We start from the raw sequence: 18,097 nt of genomic DNA, 5'->3' as shown, positions 1-18,097 counted from the left end.
GAAAATATAAACTCTGTACGCTATGAGTATAGCATAACAGCACAACAAAGACAAGCACGGTTTGCAGCTAATCAAACCTCTTTTTTTTTTGTACAAAATGTGGTATAGTAATTGTTGGTACCATACAGACTAAATGAAAGAAGAAACACAATGAACCAACACCTCCTCGCACAAGTCCGTAATCCCGCCCGTTATGTCGGCGGTGAAATGCACGTCATTCAAAAGGACAAGCAGTCGCTCAAAGCGCGCATTGCCTTTTGTTTCCCGGAGCCTTATGAAATCGGGATGTCGTATTTGGGGTTGCAGATTTTGTATCATGTGATGAACCAACGTGATGATGTATGGTGTGAACGTGCCTTTGCGCCGTGGGTGGACATGGAGGTGTTGTTGCGCGAAACGCAAACGCCGTTGTGGACGTTGGAAAGCGGCGATGCATTGCATGAATTTGATATGATTGCCTTTACATTGCAATACGAATTGAGCTACACCAATGTGCTAAATATGCTGTCGCTTGGCGGGGTCGAATTGCTGCGTGAGAAGCGTGATGGCTTGAAACATATCGTCATCGCCGGCGGGCCATGTGCTTACAACCCAGAGCCAATGAGCGACTTTATCGACATTTTTGTCGTCGGTGAGGGTGAGGAGGTCAATGGCAAGCTGATTGACCTGTACGTTGATTGTAAAGATGGCGATAAGAGTAAGGCCGCATTTTTGCAGAAGGCAGCACAGATTGAAGGTGTGTACGTGCCGTCACTGTATGATGTTGGATACAATGATGACGGCACGATTGCATATATTACGCCAAAATTGGGTGCGCCTGAACGTGTGCGCAAGGCCATTGTGCAAGACCTTGACGCTATGCCGTACCCGACAAAGCAACTTGTGCCGTCTTGCGAGGTGGTACACGACCGCGCTATGGTGGAATTATTCCGCGGTTGCGGACGCGGGTGCCGCTTTTGTGCGGCAGGGCATACAAACCGCCCGTTGCGGTACAAATCGCCGCAAACTTTGCAGCAGCAGGGAATTGACTGCTTGAAACACACGGGCGCAGAAGAAATCAGCATGATCAGTTTGTCTACCAGCGATTATCCGCACCTGGATGAGTTGTGCGACGGATTACTTGAATATTGTCAACCGCGGCATATTTCGTTGTCATTACCGAGTTTGCGTGCCGATAGTTTTTCGCTGTCGTTAATGCAAAAGGTGCAGGCTACGCGTAAAAGCGGGCTGACGTTTGCGCCCGAAGCCGGAACAGCGCGGTTGCGTCAGGTCATCAACAAGAATTTGACAGAAGAATCGTTGCAAAACGCTTGCGGTATGGCGTTTTCCGGCGGTTGGACGAACGTAAAATTATACTTTATGATGGGCTTGCCGACCGAAACCGATGAGGATATTGACGCCATTCACGGCGTGGCGTGGCGCGTGTTTGATACATGGCGAAACAGTACACCGAACAAGGCACGGGCGGCGAAGATCGGTGTCAGCGTATCCTGTTTTGTGCCCAAGCCGCATACGCCGTTTCAATGGGAGGCGCAGGAGACTATCGAGAGTTTCCAAGCCAAGCAGGCGCAGTTGCGTAACGGCATGAAAAAGATGGTGTCCTATCACTGGCACGATGCAGAAGTATCGGTATTGGAAGGTGTGTTGGCACGGGGTGACCGTCGCTTGGGACGTGTGATTTACCGCGCATGGCAGGATGGTTGCCGTTTGGATTCGTGGAGTGAATTTTTCGATATTAAAAAGTGGCAGAAAGTTTTCGCCGACGAAGGGCTTGACACTGCGTTTTACGCGCACCGAACACGCGCGAAGGACGAAATTTTTCCCTGGGCACACATTGATGTCGGCGTGACGCAGGCACATTTATGGCGGGAATTGGAAGCGGCATACAACGGCGAGCAGTCGATAGATTGTTTGCAAGGCTGCATGAATTGCGGTGTGGCCGGTTGTAGGAATGAATATTCCCGGCCGCCTGTGGAGGTTGGAAAATAGCCGGGCATTCATTTTTATGCTGTGGGCGAACGGCGTGTTTTGCCCCTACATACAAGGAGGAAAGTATGGCAAAAACACGATTCATCTACGCTAAGCGCGGCGTAGCAAAATATATCTCGCATCTTGATTTGATGAACGTCTGGCGGCGGACATTTAATCGGGCGGGCATTGCATTAACACATTCGGAGGGCTTTAACCCGCATCCGTATTTGTCGGTGGCGTTGCCGTTGCCTGTGGGGGCGGAGAGCCATTGCGAGATTTTGGATGTCAAGCTGGAAGCGTCGCCTGACGACAGCATTCTCGATAAACTCAACGCTACGTTGCCACCGGGGCTTCAAGCGTTGTCGTATACGCAGGAATTACGCCCGATCAAAGACATCGCTTGGACGAAAGTGGAACTGCGGATAAAAAGTGCCGACAACGGCGATAAACTGGCGCAATTTTTAACAAACGGTGCAGTAAACATTGAGAAAAAGAGCAAATCCGGCATGAAAACAATCGACATCGTGCCACACATTGCGCAGTCCGATGTTCAAGCTGACGGCGAGGAGATTGTTTACACCGTATTGCTTCGCGCAAGTGAGCCGTTAATCAGCCCGACATTGTTGTGCCAAGCCTTGGCGCAAACGTATCCCGATATGGGGTGGGGGAGTGCCGCGGTGACGCGGCTGGCAGTGCTGGATGGGGCATTTTTACTATTGCAATAATATCGAACATATGATACGCTATGATAAAATAGGTGAAACATAATGAGGTAATGAGCCTCAGCAACACTTAGTGACAATTGAAAACATTGGGTCGCTGACGACAGGTGTATTGACAGTTGCGTTGACGGGCGCAGACCCCGATGCTTTTGTTTTTATTGTTTCTGTAATAACTAAATTTAAGAGAGGTGGTTAAAGCGAACTGTTGTGTTGTAATGTCAAAAAATCTGTCCGAAAAATTAAAAAATAAAAAAGAGGGAGAAAATATCATGAAAAAAACAAAGAAACTAGGTGTCATTTTTGTTGCTGTACTTATGCTCAGTACAATATTCGCAAGCCAAGCCCATGGTAATGCTCGGCTTAACAATGAATCACGTGTTACGGCTTCACGCATAGTTGATTCATATATGTATCTTTCAAGAGAAATGCAAGAAAGAGAAGATACGGCAATTGAAATTTACAATCAAATGCGCAGAGCGTGGGGAAACGATTCAGAGATTTATACTCCAGAAGATGAAATGAATTATCCTAAATTTTACGGTGGTGCATTTATTAACGAAGAAAGCAGTCTTGTAATTCTTGTAACATCATTGAACGACGATGTTGTACGTTACTTTGAACGTATTATTGATGTGAGTCAAGTTACTTTTGAAGAAGTAGCACACTCAATACATGATTTGAAAAGCGTTCAAGAATCCATTACAGAGATAATGGATTTGGACTCCGACGATTTTTTTGTGTCAAATATAGTAAGTGTAGGACTTTACTTTCCTGACAATGCGGTAAGTGTATCTGTGTTGCAACAAGGGACTGTGGTAAGAGGTGGCATATTTGAGCAAGTGTTTACACATATGGTGAAAAACACAGTGAGCATGACAGCCGATTTTTGCAACTCCGTAGAAATGGATAGCATAAGTGATATTGTAAATATTGAAATCACAGACAGTAATATAGAGCTTATGACAACTGTTTCACCTGGTAACAACATTAGTGGTCCTAGCGTTGGTTTCTGGGCAAGGAATGCAGCGGGACAACTTGGAATTGTTTCAACAGGACATTTTTGGAGTGAGGGCAATCATGTCAACATTGGTACAACGAGATTCGGAATAGTAGAAAGGAATATCTTTACACAATCCCCTAATGATGTAGATGCAAGTTTCATTCGTAGAACTAATACTACGTTCCAACCCACAAATCATGTGCCTGGTCATAATTTTAATCTAACTCGCGGCAGGGCTGGGGTATCTATGCCGATTGGAGCGCGGGCGTGGTCAAGAGGGAGAGTTTCAGGGGCACGGACGGGATTAGTCACTAGCGCAAATACTAACTTTACTGCTAGACACCCTACTGCAGGCAATGTAACAATAAGAGGGGTTGTTAGAACGTCAATAGGTGTTCAAAACGGTGATAGCGGTGGCATTGTTGCAGGTGGTGGTACCACATCAGAGCGGCACAAAGCGGGGATTATCACAGGAGGGACTAGCACTACTACTTATCACGTTCCCGCTTGTCGAGTTGTTTCAAGGCTGGGCGTTACGCCTTGGTAAGAAAAGTGAATTTTATAAAGATAAGCCGTTTCAGAATTCTGTCTAGTTCTTTGCTTATTTCTTTTGTCGCGAATATCGTATTCTTATTTATGCTTTATAGTGGCAATGTTAATACCAGTGAGCATGAACATCTTCCGTGGCCGATAGGCCCGCGAAGTCTTGCGTTACAAGAACTCAAAGGCGTGACATTGTTTGTGGAAGAAGATACTTTACTAGCGTGTAGTGCTCAATTTGTGATAGTAAATGAAAGTGAACACACAATAACTTTTGGTCAGAGCTATTTTATCCAAATTAAAATTCATGGAGAATGGTACACGATTAATGAGGAAGAGACGATGGATTTGGCGTTCCTCCCATTAGCACAAGATGTTTTGCCTTCAACAAGAACAGATGAACATGAGCGGAACTCTTCAGAGTTAAATCTCCTTTGGAAACATTGGGGAAGCGATAGAGCATATGGGCATCTGCCTCCATATGGAATTTTGCCTACTGGTTCATATCGATTAGTAAAAAGCATAGTATATGATTTTGTTGAGTCTGAAGAAGTGGGAAACACATGGCAAGAGGCGTATCTTATTGCTGAATTTATCATTGATTGATGTGTCTACATTGCATAAGAATTGATAGTCAATAAACAAACCCTATTGGATATGGTCATTTTGGCTCTATCCTATGAGGTTTGTTTCGTCAATATAGTGAAAGGTATTTGTCAAAACGCTTTATGACTCGCGGTACATCGCCATCAATGTATTTGAATTATTTTTTCTCACCGCAAATGGAGTTTCACAGTCAAATGATGGTGACGGCTATGGTGCGCATATTGGATGCAGGAGCATAGAGCATCTGCGCACGTCCATTGTTCTTGCTTGACTTTTCAACAAAAAACATGTATACTCGACGAGATGCGCAAAAAGGAGCAAGAAGATGAAACTTAGATACATACCAAACACCATAACCATCATAAGATTTACTTTAGTGGCCAGCTTGGTTGTTATATCCCTATTGGGTTATCCGCTGTCCTTGCCGAGCAAAATTATTTTTGTCCTCGCTGGTTTGTCCGATATGATTGACGGGCCTTTAGCGCGCAGGATAGAGAATGCACCCAGCGAGCTTGGCGCGGAGCTTGACAGTATGGCTGATATGTTTATGGTTATCGTTGCCATTTTCTTTATCATGCCCGCTATGAATTTGTGGCCGTGGCTGTGGCCCGGCATTTTAGTGGCTCTTGGCTTCAAACTGATGTCAGCAGTACCCGGTCTTATCAAACATCGCAAAGTGTTCTTCTTACATACAATTTCAAACAAAATCTTAGGGTTCTTGTTGTTCAGTGCCGCCGTTTTGTACTTTATTTTCCCCGAAGCCAATTTTGTAAGCATGTATATCTTATTTATTATTTTTGCAGTGTTTGTCATCACATTTGAAGAGATGGTCATTATCAGCACACTCGACTATCCCAACAAGGATATCAGAGGGTTTTGGCAAGTCAAACAGATAAACGAAGAGTATAGAGAGAAACAGTTGATGGACAGCCAACCTCAAAGTGTATAAGTAAAAAAGTCGTTGATAATAAGACTGGTTATTTTGCAATTTATGAAGGAATAGGACCTGCTCCGGGTGCCGGCTATTTGTCGGCAGAGGAGTCGCAAGAGTTTTTGGCGGAGAGAGCAGCGGCATTGGTTGCGCGAACGTACGGGACGGCTAAGCATAATACAAGCCCATGAGTTTATCTCCTCATGGGCTTGTTTACTTTATGCAGGGAAATAAAAGAAAATATCAACATATTTTATAATACAAGCACTTTTTGCCGCACATTTCGCATATACATAAAACTGTGTATCTGCCAAAATGAGAGGAGATGACCCATGAGTACAGCGATACTTACTGTGCGGGTGAGTGCTTTTGATGAGGCACTTCCTGTTCCAAACGCTCAAATTATTGTCAGCAATATGGATGGAAGCAACATTACGACGGTGTATTCCGATGAAAATGGCCTTTCGCCGGGCATTGAGCTGCAAACGCCGCCACGTGAGGCGCAATTTGACCCCAATTTGCCCGTGCGGCCGTACAGCAAATACATTGTCGAGGTGATAGCAGACGGGTATGTGACAGAGAGAGTCGTCGGTGTGCAGATGTTTGCCGACATGCCGTCGGAATTGCCGATCAATATGCCGCGCGCCGAGCAGCCCGGCGAAATTGAGGAAATCGACATCCCAGAAAATACGTTGCTTGACCCTGATGCCCATCGCTATGAAACGGCACCGCCGCCGTCATTGGGGCGCTTGCACCGCGAGGTGTTTATTCCGACGAGTATTCGCGTCAAACTCGGTGCGCCGACGTCGGCCGCGCGCGTTGTTACTGTGTCATTTATTGATTACCTCAAAAATGTGGCGTCGTCGGAGATTTTCCCCGACTGGCCGTATCACTCGCTCCGCGCCAACATTCATTGCCAGATTTCGGTGGCCATCAACCGCGTGTTTACCGAGTGGTATCCCAGCCGTGGACATAATTTTGACATTACCAATACCACGCAGTTTGACCAGAAGTTTATTGACGGGCGCAATATTTTTGCCAGCGTGGGTGCAATTGTTGACGAGATTTTTAACACTTATATCAATCGCCCGCCCGGTGTTGAGCCGTTGTTTGCGACGTACTGTGATGGACACCGTGTGACTTGCAGCGGGCTGAGTCAGTGGGGAACGGTTACGCTTGCCAATCAGGGCCGCGATTTTTTGTCAATTCTGCGATTCTATTTCGGCGTGAATACAAACGTTATCACAACGACAAACATTCGCTCGAACTTTGAGTCATTTTCCGGCACACTGAGTCAAGGCGCGGCGGGTGCCAATGTACAAATGCTGCAACGTATGCTCAATCGCATTCGGCGCAACTTCCCGCTGATTCCGCAAGCCGCTGAGGACGGTGTATACGGAGCGCAGACAGCGGCGGCGGTGCGAACGTTTCAACAAGTGTTTAGCTTGCCGCAGACGGGTGTTGTCAACCGCGCCACATGGTATCGGATTTCGCAGATTTTCACCGCTGTAACGCGGTTGGCAGAACTCGGGTCGGAGGGGCTGCCGCCACCGCCGGGTGGAAACATTCCATTGCCGCCGCCAGTGCCTTGCGGCAATCCGGCCTATCCCGGTACGTTGTTACGTAACGGCTCACGCGGCGAAAATGTGCGCACCATGCAACGTATGCTCAACAATCTTGGGGCGCAGCCGCGTTTGGCAGAAGACGGCATTTTTGGGCCATTGACTGAGAACGCTGTGCGTACTTTTCAGCGGAAATTCGAGTTGAATGCAGATGGCATCATTGGGCCGATTACATGGGCGCGTGTTGTGATGGAGTGTAACAATTTGACAAGCGCGCCGCCGCCGACCGGCGAAACTTTTGACTACACCGTGACGGCAGGCGATACGCTATGGTTGCTGTCGCAGCGATTCGGTACAACAGTTGACGTGCTTCGATCTTTGAATGGTTTGGTAAGCGACGTTCTCAGCATTGGGCAAGTGCTGCAAATTCCAGGCAGCACGCCAGCGCCGCCGGAAGGTACATTTGATTACACTGTGGTGGCAGGTGATACGCTATGGTTGCTGTCGCAGCGATTTGGTACAACAGTTGACGCGCTTCGTTCGCTAAATGGTTTGATAAACGATGTTCTCAACATTGGGCAGGTGTTGCGCATTCCAAGCGCCAATCGTGTCATTGCGGTGCAAGCGATTGAGGCAGATAATGCAGTCGTGCCGGACGACATGCCGGAATCATTACTTGGGGCAGATGGGTTGATATTTCCGGGTGAAACGTTGCGCGCTGATATGCAGAGCGACGCAATCAGACAAATGCAGCAGTATTTGAACGATATCGGTCGGGTGTACGCACAAATTCCGCAGATCAAAGTTGAAGGACATTACGGTCCGTTGATGCAGTTGGCTGTATTGTCATTCCAACGGTTATTTGGATTGACGGCAAGCGGAAATATTGACGTCGCGACATGGAAGGAAATTGTTGGACGGCGTGGGGCCTTGTACGATTGATAGTAAAAATCCCCGCCATAGGGCAGCCGTCCATAAAACAGCATTGTCTGTTTTCGCCGCAGATGTAGCTTACGCTACATCTGCGGATTTTTCTTGTGTGGTGCAAGTTTCCAGTGCCGGAAACACGCCCACCAAATCATAGCTGATGTGCAGGCTCTGCCGCCGTTTGCCGCTGGATTTGTCGGGAGCCTCGACAAACACTTTATGCACCAATTCGTTCAAAATCGTTGGCGTGAGTTCAGCAATATCAGTATACTTTTTGCACTTGTCTACAAACCTGTCAACATCGTTGCCGCGCTGCTCCTGCTGTTCGAAGTCAACCTGCCATTGTCCCAGTTTTGCTTGCAGTTCGGCTTGTCCTGTTTCATAGTTGGTAGATAAATCTTGAAACCGTGTTTCGGTGAGTTTTTCGGCAACAAAATCCTCATACAAACGCTTAAACAGCTTGGAAAGTTCGGAAATCCGCTTTTCGCCCTGCGTGATTTGTTTGCGCTTGGTAGCTAGTTCTTTTTTCAAATCCGCAGATCGCATGGCATTCACACGATTGCGAAATTCGTCCTCGTATTGCCTCACAAAATCGGTTACAGTTTGCAAGTGCCACAGCACCATTTCTTCCAAAACCACGGCTCGAATAAAGTGCGTGCCGCAAATTTCTTTGCCCTTTGAGCGAGAATTCGAGCAGACGAAATGGTCTTGCCGTGACTCGAAGTTTTTGCTCGTGCAATAATACAACTTCGCGCCGCAATCGGCACAATGAGCGATGCCCGAAAACATATTTGTTTTGCCTGTTCTCGCCGGACGGAGTTTGCGTTTTCGCAGTTCCTGCACCTTTTCCCAAGTATCGAGGTCAACGATTGGCTCGTGCGTATTCTCGAAAACCATGTGTTTATCGGTTGGATTGTCGAGTTTTTTCTTGTTTTTGTACGATATACGCGAGGTTTTGAAGTTGACAGTATGACCGAGATATTCTTTGCGCTCTAAAATCTTTGCAACTGTGGTCGTTGCCCAATGATTTTCACTCGGTGACTTTATTCCATCTTCGTTCAGTATTCGGGCTATTTTCGAGGGTCCGTAGCCGTCAAGACACAGGGCAAAAATCCGTTGAACAACTTTTGCCGCTTCATCGTCTACAACCCAACGTTTGGAATTATCGGGGTCTTTCATGTAACCATACGGCGGAATGGTCGTAAGATATTGCCCCGATTCGCCTTTGTTTTTCATCACGGCACGGATTTTCTTGCTCGTATCTTTGGCATACCACTCGTTGATGATGTTCAAAAACGGCGTAAAATCGCTGTCTTGTTGATTCGCGCTGTCGATGCCGTTGTTGACCGCGATAAACCGAACGCCTTTCTCCGGAAATGCGACTTCCGTATAAAATCCCACTTTCAAATAATCGCGCCCAAGATGGCTCATGTCCTTGACGATGACGGTTTTCACTGCACCCATCTCAACTTGCTCCATCAGGGCATTCCAACCCGGACGGTCAAAGTTTGTACCTGTGTAGCCATCGTCAACAAATACTTGCATGTCGCGAAACTGATTATCTTTTGCGTATTTTTCGAGCATCGCTTTTTGATTTGCAATGCTGTTGCTGTCGCCCTGCTGTTCATCGTCACGCGACAAACGAACATACAAAGCGGTGATTTCGGTAGACTGCCTCATTATAATATCCTCCTTTTGGCGGCAGTCTGCCATAGGGTTCACCCTAATTATCGCGTGTTCTTCATGTTTTGTCAACGATGCCATTCGCCATTGATGAGTATATCCTATTCTACAACAACCATCGTTACCAAGAAAAGCTCGGCTGGCTTGCGCCGCTTGAATTGCGACGTATGTCAGCGATGCCGTAGCGGCAGTCCGGTTTCCGCGCGTGTTTCGATATTTTAATTGTCTACTTGATAGGGGGCGCTGCATTTTGTCTAGAAGTTGGGGTAGATAGCTTTGAAATCGATGAGCGGACTCTAATTTTGCTCATCGGCAAAAACCGCCAACTGCAAGCAGTTGAGCGGTTTAGTGGCTTTTGAAACTGAGAAATAGTTTCAATTTTTGTCACTAGTAGTGTATCTAGTGCGTTGCTAATGGTATTGATTTTGTGCCATTTTGGACTGCCTGTCGTGCCTTGAAACCTTGAATTTGCAAGGGGTGCAAAGGGTTGAGGATTTAACTTTGCTATTGCTTACTTCCTCACCCAAGCATTATCGCTGTAACTTAGCGGGATTATTGCAGTGTATTCTGCTTTTGACATTTCCATTTTATTTGAATATATCGAACCATCAATGAGTGAACATATAACATTTATTACACCTTGATGAGTGACAAGCAGTACATTTTTATTTCGCTCTCGGATGGTTTTGGAAAAGTTCTCCCATGCTACTTTGACGCGCTCGTAAAAAATGTGAGGGCTTTCGCCTTGCGGATACTCTTCATTCCAGTCTAGCGTACTCCAAAACAAACCAGGATATTTTTCGTTTGCAATATCGTTAGACATACCCGCAAGTACACCATTATTTGTCTCGCGGAATTCGGGGATTGGCTCGATTTCTAAGTTTAGTGCTATTGAAATGAACCTTGCAGTTTCTACGGCTCTTGGCAAGTCACTTGAAAACAATCTTTCGATTCTTAGCTCGTATTTATTTTCGACAATATAATCAGCTAAACCCTTTGCTTGTCGTTTTCCCTCACCAGTTAAACCTGCATCGCTCCAGTCGCCGCGTACAGTTTCATCATCTTGTCCATGTCTTACTAAATAACAAGTCATATCTACACCGTCTAATATAAATCCGGCACGATTATTCTACCTCCAATAACAACGAAATATCCAACGCCTGCACACTATGCGTCAACGCGCCGACGCTGATGACATCTACGCCTGTCGCGGCGACTTCGGTTAAATCTTTTTCGCCCATGTTGCCTGATGCTTCGACAATAGCACGCCCATCAATCAATGCAACAGCTTTACGCATGATGAAGCTGTCCATGTTGTCGAGCATGATAATGTCGGCGTAGCAGTCTAACGCTTGCTGCACTTGGTCGAGTGTTGCCGCTTCAACTTCTACCTTTGCTGTGTGTGGCATGTTTGCTCGCACCGCTGCAACAGCCTGTGCGATGCCACCTGCCGTCGTGATATGGTTGTCTTTAATCAGCACGGCATCGGATAAATTAAAACGATGGTTGCCGCCACCACCTATGCGCACGCTGTATTTTTCTAGCACACGCAGCCCGGGCGTCGTCTTGCGTGTATCAACGACGTTACAATGAGGGCGACCGTCGTCTGCGAGAGGCATGAGGGCCTGTAGTCTTGCCGTCATGGTCGCAATGCCCGACATGCGTTGCAGGAGGTTGAGTGCAACGCGTTCGCCTGTTAAAATTGCCCTTGCAGGACCTGCAACGGTTGCGAGAATGTCGCCTGTTTTGACAGTATCGCCATCGTTGTAGCGCGCAGTGAATATAACAGACTCATCGAGCAACCCAAACGCCCGCGCGGCAACATCTGCCCCGCAGAGAATGCCGCTTGCTTTGACGACAAATTGACCGCATGCCGTTGTATTGACAGGAATACAGCTTTCGGTCGTGATGTCGCCATGCCCGATGTCTTCGCGCAAGGCGTTGAGCAGGATAGGGTCAATGGTGAAGTTATTGAGTTTCATAGGTGAACTCCTTTTGATAATGCTATTCGACAAAGGCGGGGGTGTTGCCGCCTTTGCGCCATTGTTCTATCCAGATGGCATGGAATGGATGGAGGTTTGGAGGGAGGTTATCTTTGGCAAAAAAATTTAATTCTGCGCTTTCGGCCGGGCAGGCGAGAAGCGTTCCGCTGTATGTAGTTGTCTTGAAAACAATATGACCGCCAAAGCAAACATCGCCGTTTGGATATTCAACAACGCTACTTTTGCCTGAGTATATGCCGAACAACGACAGGTCTTTGATGATCAGCCCCGTTTCTTCTTGCACTTCGCGGTTAGCGGTTTCAATAAAAGTTTCATTAAAATTCATTGTGCCACCGGGTGTTCCCCATGTACCGTCATCGATTCTCTTTTGAAGCAAAACTTCGCCGCACTCATTCTCGACAATCGCGCCGCAACCGATGCATAAAAGCGGCGTGTTACCAATTTGTTTTCGCATTTCTTTGATGTAGTCGTTCATAATTGCTCCCTAATCAACCCGATAATGTACGCCAACGCTCTTACGCCGTGCCAATGCACTATGCAAGACTTGCTGTGCCGTGATAGCCATATTGTAACATTCCCACGTCGCTTTGTCATGTAACTTTGCGCGGTCGAGCTGTTTGACAATGCCGTCGATTTGATGGCAACCGCGTGTTAGTCCGGCCTTAGTGCGTGTGATGCCGGCGTTTTGTTCGCAAATGTCGCGGATGGCGCGTTTCATCACGGCGGCAGATTTTGGCATTTGATGTGTAGGGGGCGACTCCGGTGCGCTATCAATATTGCACGCTCCCCGTGTAATGGGGCGGGGCAAGCTATCAATATCTTGTGCGGCGCGGCGGGAAAAAACAAGGCATTCGAGCATGGAGTTAGAGGCCAAACGATTTGCACCATGCACACCGACATTGGCAACTTCGCCACAGGCATATAATCCCTCAATGTTTGTTCGGGCCTGCAAATCGGTGGCAATGCCGCCAATCATATAATGTTGTGCCGGCACAACAGGGATAGGCTCAACGCTCAAATTATAGCCCAGCTTAGCGCAATGCCGCGCAATGGTTGGAAACCTTGTTTCGCAATAGCCGCGTCCGCGTGAGGTGATGTCGAGATAGACATGCGGAAAGTTTGTACGCTCCATGGTTTGCTTGATGGCGCGGCTGACGACATCGCGCGGCGCAAGCTCGGCATTGGGGTGAAAGTCGGGCATAAAACGGATGCCCATGGCATCGGTAAGGATTGCACCTTCGCCGCGCAATGCTTCAGAGATTAAGAAGCGGCTGCTTGATGGTGTGTGTGCTTTGTCGCCGGGTGTGTATAGTGCAGTGGGGTGAAATTGCACCAGCTCCATATGCTGTGTTTTCGCGCCTGCTCGCAATGCGGCGGCAAGCCCGTCACCCGTTGCCACAGACGGATTTGTGGTGTTATGAAACATTTGCCCTGCACCACCGGTGCTGATAATGATAATCGGTGCGTCAATGCGAATATAATCGTCGTTATAGACCATTGCGCCGCAGACAGCATTGTGCTCATCTGTCAGTATGTCGAGCAGAAAGGCGTGTTGCATAAATTCGAGATTTGGGCAAGCCTCGATGAGTGATGTCAAGACCTTAACCGTTTCGCGCCCCGTTGCGTCACCACCTGCGTGTACGACGCGGCGGCGCGTGTGTCCGCCTTCACGCGTGATGGATAAACCGCCTTCCTCATCGAGATCAAACGGCACATTCATGGCGCAAAGTGTGTCGATGTCGGACGGGCCTTCATCGACCAAAACGCGCACGGCATCAGGGTCGCATAGCCCCGCGCCGGCTTCCATCGTGTCATGCATATGCACATCGGCATCGTCGTTTTTTGTGTCGATAGCAGCGGCGATACCGCCTTGTGCCAGCCAAGAGTTGCTTGATTGCACGCCTTCTTTGGTTAGCATAATGCACTGCAAAGACGGGTCGAGCTGCAATGCGGCATATAGTCCTGCCAAGCCTGCTCCGGCAATAAGGACATCAGTTGCAATAACGCCGCCCGGCGGCACACTAATCAGCTCGGGCGGCAAAATGAATCGGCGCAATATATCACTTCCCCAATTCTATCATCTTCTCTAATGAGGCCTTTGCCCCTGTCATTTCCTCTTCGGATAAGCATATTAGATGCACTTCGTTTTCCAATGCGTGCAGCACGTCTTCCACGGTTGTTTTGCGCATATTGGAGCAAACCATCATGGGCGAGAGCGCATAGATGGTCTTTTCAGGCGCACGTTCGCGGAGCAATTCGGCGATGGTGACTTCTGTGCCGACAATATAAGTCTGTTCTTTGCCCTCCAACACACGGTTTATCATCTGTGATGTGCTGCCAACATAGTCGGCGGCGGCGGCAACTTCGGGCTTACATTCGGGGTGCGCCAGCAAGCAAGCATCGGGGTAACGCGCACGGATGGCGTGGACGCGCTCGAGCGGCACGTCATCGTGGATGGGGCAACAACCGTCAAAAAACACAAATTGTTTCTCCGGCACTTGCGCGGCGACATAACCGCCCAAATTGCGGTCCGGAACGAAAATAATTGTGTCGGCGTCCAGTTTTTTTGCAATCTTGACTGCTGACGATGAGGTACAGCACACATCGCACACTGCTTTGACTGCCGCTGAGGTGTTGACGTAACACATCACGGCGGCATTAGGGTATTGCGCCCGCAAGGCCAGCACATCCGATGGCGTAATCATATCCGCCATAATGCATCCGGCATCATAGCGGGGGAGGAGTACTGTTTTGTCTGGACTGAGGATTTTAGCACTTTCGGCCATGAATGTCACGCCGCAAACGATCAGCAAATCAGCCGGCGAAAGCGCTGCCTGACGCGCCATCTCAAAGCTGTCGCCAACAACATCAGCTACGGATTGCACAGCTAGGTCTTGGTATAAATGCGCCAAAATCATGGCGTTTTTCTCAGTTTTTAGGCGAGAAACAGCATCTTGTAAAGTCGTCATTATAGTTTAGAGCGCTCCATGTATTCGCCGGTGCGTGTGTCAATACGCAACATTTCTCCCTCTTCGATGAAGAGCGGCACTTTAACAATCGCGCCTGTTTCCATTGTGCACGCTTTCAGCACATTGCCGGTGGTGTCGCCGCGTACAGCGGGTTCGGTTGAAATAGCTTTTAGGTCAACAAACAGCGGCGGTTCTACGCCGAACACGCTACCTTTGTAGGACAGCACTTTGCACTCCATATTTTCCTTGACGAATTGGAAGTTGTCATCAAGTACGCTTTTGTTGATGGGGATTTGCTCGTAGCTCTCGTTGTCCATGAAATAATATAAATCGCCGTCGCTGTACAGGTATTGCATCTCTTTGCGCTCGACAAATGCATTTTCAAATTTTTCGTTAGGATTGAATGTACGCTCAATGACGCCACCATTGATAACATTGCGCACCTTGGCACGTACGAATGCCGCGCCTTTGCCGGGCTTGACATGCTGGAAGTCGATAATTTGCATGACGTTGCCATCCATTTCAAAAGTGGTACCGTTGCGAAAATCGCCTGCACTAATCATATTGTAATCCTCCGTAAACTGTTTGCTTTTAGAATGGTTATAGCATTTATTATAACATAGAATTTAGTGATGCGCAAGTCGAAGAATCTTTGTCTAAATAACCTCATCTCTTTCTTCCAAAGAAAAAACGCTTGCTATTATTTTGTGAATAGGGTATAATTGTTTACAAAACTAAAAAGGAGTGCGTGTTATGTTTAGCATTGGAGACAATATTGTGCATCCACTGCATGGCGCGGGCACAGTGTCGGACATTAGTTGTCAGCGCATCAACGGTGTCAATCGCGAATATTACGTCTTGCGCATTCCGTTGGGTGATATCAACGTCATGGTGCCGGTTCAAGGAAGCGAGGAAATTGGCGTACGCGCTGTGATTGATGCACAAACGGCTGAGGGGCTGTATGAAGTGATGGTGGGTATTGAAATTGAGATGACGGATAACTGGAATCGCCGTTACCGCGAGAATATGCTGCGGCTGAAAAGCGGGAATTTGTTGGAAGTGTCAAAAGTGGTCAAGGGCTTGATGGCGCGGGAAGCGCGAACGAAATTGTCCGATGCTGAGCGCAAAATGATGATGAGCGCCAAGAATATATTAATCAGTGAATTAGTGTTAGCACTGGATTGCAGTTATGAAGTTGTGGAAGAGCGTGTGGTTGCTGCGCTGGCATAAGAGTTGCCGAGCAGGCGGCCGAAAAAATTGGAGTGTCAATAAACTTTCGCGTAGTTGGTGAAGCCTGGGAAGCGGAGATTGAAAGGCTGGAATTTTGCCGAAAAATCGACATACATGAGACACGACAAGAGGGGGCTTTTATGGTCAATTGGTTTAACGGATTGGGTACATTGGCGCAAGTGTTTGCTGTTGTCGCCATTCCGGCAACAGTTTTATTGGTAGTTCAGACAATTTTTACTTTGTTTTTTGGTACGTTGGGTGGCGGCACTTCTGACTGTGATGTCGGTGATGATGCCGGTGCGGCGATTACTGACGATGGCTTACATCTTTTCACCGTACGCGGCGTGATTGCTTTCTTTTGCATGTTTGGCTGGACGGGGCTGGTGCTGGAAGCCAATGATATACATTCTGCATTATCGGTGGTGATTGCAGCAGCTGTTGGTGTGCTGTTTATGATTTTGATGGCATACATATTTGCTACATTTATGAAATTACAGGCAAATGGCGCTGTTGAAATTTCAACGGCCATTGGCGCGAGTGGTACAGTGTACTTGCCCATACCGGCGGCGCGCAAGGGAAACGGTAAAGTCAATGTTTTGGCGTCAGGTCGGTATATGGAGTGCACAGCTATGACGGATGAAGAGGAGGCATTGCCGACAAATACGGGGGTTACGGTTGTCGATGTATCGGGCAATACGTTGATTGTTGTACGCAAATAAATTTACATATAAACTATTTAAAGGAGCATTGTCATGTCAACAGAACTCATTATTTTAGTCAGCGTTGCGTTTTTACTCGTTTTTTCTTTGATGGTTGTACTGCTTAAACGCTATCGGAAGTGTCCGGCCGATAAAGTGATGGTTATTTACGGTAAAGTGGGGCAGAACAAGGACGGCACGGCACGCAGTGCCAAGTGTATCCATGGTGGTGCGGCATTTATTGTACCTGTTGTGCAGTCATATGCATGGCTGGACTTGACGCCGCTATCGCTGTCGGTTGACTTGCGAAACGCGTTGTCACGGCAAAATATTCGTATTGACGTACCCAGCCGGTTTACCATTGGCATTTCGACTGAGCAAGGTGTTATGCAGAATGCTGCTGAGCGTTTGTTGGGGTTAAAACAGAATGAAATTCAAGAGTTGGCGAGCGATATTATTTTAGGTCAGCTGCGTTTGATTATTGCTACAATGGACATTGAGGAGATCAACACCGATCGTGATAAATTCCTTGAAGCCGTGTCGGACAACGTTGAAACCGAGCTGAAAAAAATTGGATTACGTTTGATTAACGTCAACATCACCGACATCAGTGATGAATCGGGTTATATTACGGCACTGGGACGCGAGGCGGCGGCCAAGGTCATTAACGATGCTAAAAAATCGGTTGCCGAAAAAGATCGCGATGGCGCAATCGGCGAAGCAAACGCCAGCCGCGACAAGCGTGTTAAGGTTGCTGATGCCGAGTCGATGGCAATCACGGGCGAAAACGAAGCGCAAGTGACCATTGCTATGAGTAATGCCGCGCGTCGTGAAAAAGAGGCGGAAGCGTCGAAGATTGCCATTGCTGCTGAGAAAATCCAAGAGGCAAAGGCACTTGAAGAAGCTTATGCTGCTGAGAAAAACGCAGAGGTGGTGCGTTCGCAGCGTGAGAAAGCCACATTGCAAGCTGACGTTATTACGCAAGCTGAAATTGCCAAACAACGTATGGAACTGGAAGCCGAAGCTGAAGCTGAGCAAATTCGTCGTCGCGCGCGAGGTGACGCCGATGCAATTTTCTTGCGTAAAGAGGCTGAGGCACGCGGTTTACAAGAACTGCTGCTCAAACAGGCTGCCGGTTTGGCAGAGATGGTTAAAGCCGCGGGCGGCGATGCCAATGACGCGTTGAAACTCATGCTGACTGACAAGATGGAAGACTTAATGCGCATTCAAGTTGACGCCATCCGGGATATTACGT

Annotated in this window: 16 protein-coding genes; 9 read left to right on the top strand and 7 right to left on the bottom strand. The window is 47.8% G+C overall.

Annotated elements, in window-relative coordinates:
• Positions 1–150 precede the first annotated feature (150 nt).
• The 6 genes from FWE06_07450 to FWE06_07425 all read left to right on the top strand — a co-directional run bounded on the left by FWE06_07450 (position 151) and on the right by FWE06_07425 (position 8,274).
• The gene (locus FWE06_07450) at positions 151–1,989 is read left to right on the top strand and encodes a TIGR03960 family B12-binding radical SAM protein (protein MCL2547009.1); all 1,839 of its coding nucleotides are present in this window, start codon (positions 151–153) and stop codon (positions 1,987–1,989) included.
• Between the two features lie 65 nt (positions 1,990–2,054).
• Positions 2,055–2,696, top strand: a complete 642-nt coding sequence (locus FWE06_07445; GenBank protein MCL2547008.1) for a TIGR03936 family radical SAM-associated protein — start codon at positions 2,055–2,057, stop codon at positions 2,694–2,696.
• 266 nt (positions 2,697–2,962) lie between these two features.
• Positions 2,963–4,240, top strand: coding sequence for a S1 family peptidase (locus FWE06_07440; protein MCL2547007.1), 1,278 nt, complete (start codon positions 2,963–2,965; stop codon positions 4,238–4,240).
• The gene (locus FWE06_07435; protein MCL2547006.1) at positions 4,234–4,839 is read left to right on the top strand and encodes a hypothetical protein; all 606 of its coding nucleotides are present in this window, start codon (positions 4,234–4,236) and stop codon (positions 4,837–4,839) included. The genes FWE06_07440 and FWE06_07435 overlap by 7 nt, the downstream gene beginning before the upstream one ends.
• Positions 4,840–5,164: 325 nt before the next feature.
• Positions 5,165–5,788 (top strand): CDP-alcohol phosphatidyltransferase family protein, encoded by a 624-nt coding sequence (locus FWE06_07430; protein ID MCL2547005.1) that lies wholly within the window; start codon positions 5,165–5,167, stop codon positions 5,786–5,788.
• 314 nt (positions 5,789–6,102) lie between these two features.
• A complete protein-coding gene (locus FWE06_07425) occupies positions 6,103–8,274 on the top strand; it encodes a peptidoglycan-binding protein (GenBank protein MCL2547004.1) in 2,172 nt (723 codons plus the stop codon).
• A 69-nt stretch (positions 8,275–8,343) separates the two neighbouring features.
• Here the strand turns inward: FWE06_07425 and FWE06_07420 are convergent, their stop codons facing one another.
• The 7 genes from FWE06_07420 to efp all read right to left on the bottom strand — a co-directional run bounded on the left by FWE06_07420 (position 8,344) and on the right by efp (position 15,477).
• A complete protein-coding gene (locus tag FWE06_07420) occupies positions 8,344–9,939 on the bottom strand; it encodes a recombinase family protein (protein MCL2547003.1) in 1,596 nt (531 codons plus the stop codon).
• Positions 9,940–10,453: 514 nt separating this feature from the next.
• Entirely contained in the window at positions 10,454–11,035 is a 582-nt protein-coding gene (locus tag FWE06_07415) for a histidine phosphatase family protein (protein MCL2547002.1), read from the bottom strand.
• Between the two features lie 31 nt (positions 11,036–11,066).
• On the bottom strand, positions 11,067–11,924 hold the full coding sequence (nadC, locus tag FWE06_07410; GenBank protein ID MCL2547001.1) for a carboxylating nicotinate-nucleotide diphosphorylase: 858 nt from the start codon (positions 11,922–11,924) through the stop codon (positions 11,067–11,069).
• Between the two features lie 22 nt (positions 11,925–11,946).
• Positions 11,947–12,420, bottom strand: coding sequence for an NUDIX hydrolase (locus tag FWE06_07405; GenBank protein MCL2547000.1), 474 nt, complete (start codon positions 12,418–12,420; stop codon positions 11,947–11,949).
• A 9-nt stretch (positions 12,421–12,429) separates the two neighbouring features.
• Positions 12,430–14,001, bottom strand: a complete 1,572-nt coding sequence (gene nadB, locus FWE06_07400) for an L-aspartate oxidase (GenBank protein ID MCL2546999.1) — start codon at positions 13,999–14,001, stop codon at positions 12,430–12,432.
• A gap of 4 nt (positions 14,002–14,005) precedes the next feature.
• A complete protein-coding gene (gene nadA, locus FWE06_07395; GenBank protein MCL2546998.1) occupies positions 14,006–14,914 on the bottom strand; it encodes a quinolinate synthase NadA in 909 nt (302 codons plus the stop codon).
• Entirely contained in the window at positions 14,914–15,477 is a 564-nt protein-coding gene (gene efp, locus FWE06_07390) for an elongation factor P (GenBank protein MCL2546997.1), read from the bottom strand. The genes nadA and efp overlap by 1 nt, the downstream gene beginning before the upstream one ends.
• Positions 15,478–15,667: 190 nt before the next feature.
• Here efp and FWE06_07385 point away from each other — a divergent pair, with 190 nt between their 5' ends.
• From FWE06_07385 to FWE06_07375, 3 genes are all read left to right on the top strand, one after another.
• The gene (locus tag FWE06_07385) at positions 15,668–16,144 is read left to right on the top strand and encodes a CarD family transcriptional regulator (GenBank protein MCL2546996.1); all 477 of its coding nucleotides are present in this window, start codon (positions 15,668–15,670) and stop codon (positions 16,142–16,144) included.
• Positions 16,145–16,284: 140 nt separating this feature from the next.
• Positions 16,285–16,863 carry an NfeD family protein gene (locus FWE06_07380; GenBank protein ID MCL2546995.1) on the top strand — a complete coding sequence of 193 codons (579 nt, stop codon included), beginning with the start codon at positions 16,285–16,287 and terminating at the stop codon, positions 16,861–16,863.
• A gap of 33 nt (positions 16,864–16,896) precedes the next feature.
• A partial coding sequence (locus tag FWE06_07375; protein ID MCL2546994.1) for an SPFH domain-containing protein occupies positions 16,897–18,097 on the top strand: 1,201 nt, incomplete at its 3' end.

The organism is Oscillospiraceae bacterium (genome assembly GCA_009780275.1).
Lineage (GTDB): Bacteria > Bacillota > Clostridia > Oscillospirales > UBA929 > WRAI01.
The sequence above is the reverse complement of the archived record's forward strand: the minus strand, read 5'-3'. Positions and strand labels throughout refer to the sequence as shown.

Excerpts from the sequence above, each read along its gene's own strand:
- FWE06_07380 (MCL2546995.1), top strand. The coding sequence starts at position 16,285 with ATGGTCAATTGGTTTAACGGATTGGGTACATTGGCGCAAGTGTTTGCT.
- FWE06_07425 (MCL2547004.1), top strand. The coding sequence starts at position 6,103 with ATGAGTACAGCGATACTTACTGTGCGGGTGAGTGCTTTTGATGAGGCA.
- FWE06_07405 (MCL2547000.1), bottom strand. The coding sequence starts at position 12,420 with ATGAACGACTACATCAAAGAAATGCGAAAACAAATTGGTAACACGCCG.
- FWE06_07385 (MCL2546996.1), top strand. The coding sequence starts at position 15,668 with ATGTTTAGCATTGGAGACAATATTGTGCATCCACTGCATGGCGCGGGC.
- FWE06_07415 (MCL2547002.1), bottom strand. The coding sequence starts at position 11,035 with ATGACTTGTTATTTAGTAAGACATGGACAAGATGATGAAACTGTACGC.
- FWE06_07440 (MCL2547007.1), top strand. The coding sequence starts at position 2,963 with ATGAAAAAAACAAAGAAACTAGGTGTCATTTTTGTTGCTGTACTTATG.
- FWE06_07420 (MCL2547003.1), bottom strand. The coding sequence starts at position 9,939 with ATGAGGCAGTCTACCGAAATCACCGCTTTGTATGTTCGTTTGTCGCGT.
- nadA (MCL2546998.1), bottom strand. The coding sequence starts at position 14,914 with ATGACGACTTTACAAGATGCTGTTTCTCGCCTAAAAACTGAGAAAAAC.
- efp (MCL2546997.1), bottom strand. The coding sequence starts at position 15,477 with ATGATTAGTGCAGGCGATTTTCGCAACGGTACCACTTTTGAAATGGAT.
- FWE06_07445 (MCL2547008.1), top strand. The coding sequence starts at position 2,055 with ATGGCAAAAACACGATTCATCTACGCTAAGCGCGGCGTAGCAAAATAT.
- nadC (MCL2547001.1), bottom strand. The coding sequence starts at position 11,924 with ATGAAACTCAATAACTTCACCATTGACCCTATCCTGCTCAACGCCTTG.
- FWE06_07430 (MCL2547005.1), top strand. The coding sequence starts at position 5,165 with ATGAAACTTAGATACATACCAAACACCATAACCATCATAAGATTTACT.
- FWE06_07450 (MCL2547009.1), top strand. The coding sequence starts at position 151 with ATGAACCAACACCTCCTCGCACAAGTCCGTAATCCCGCCCGTTATGTC.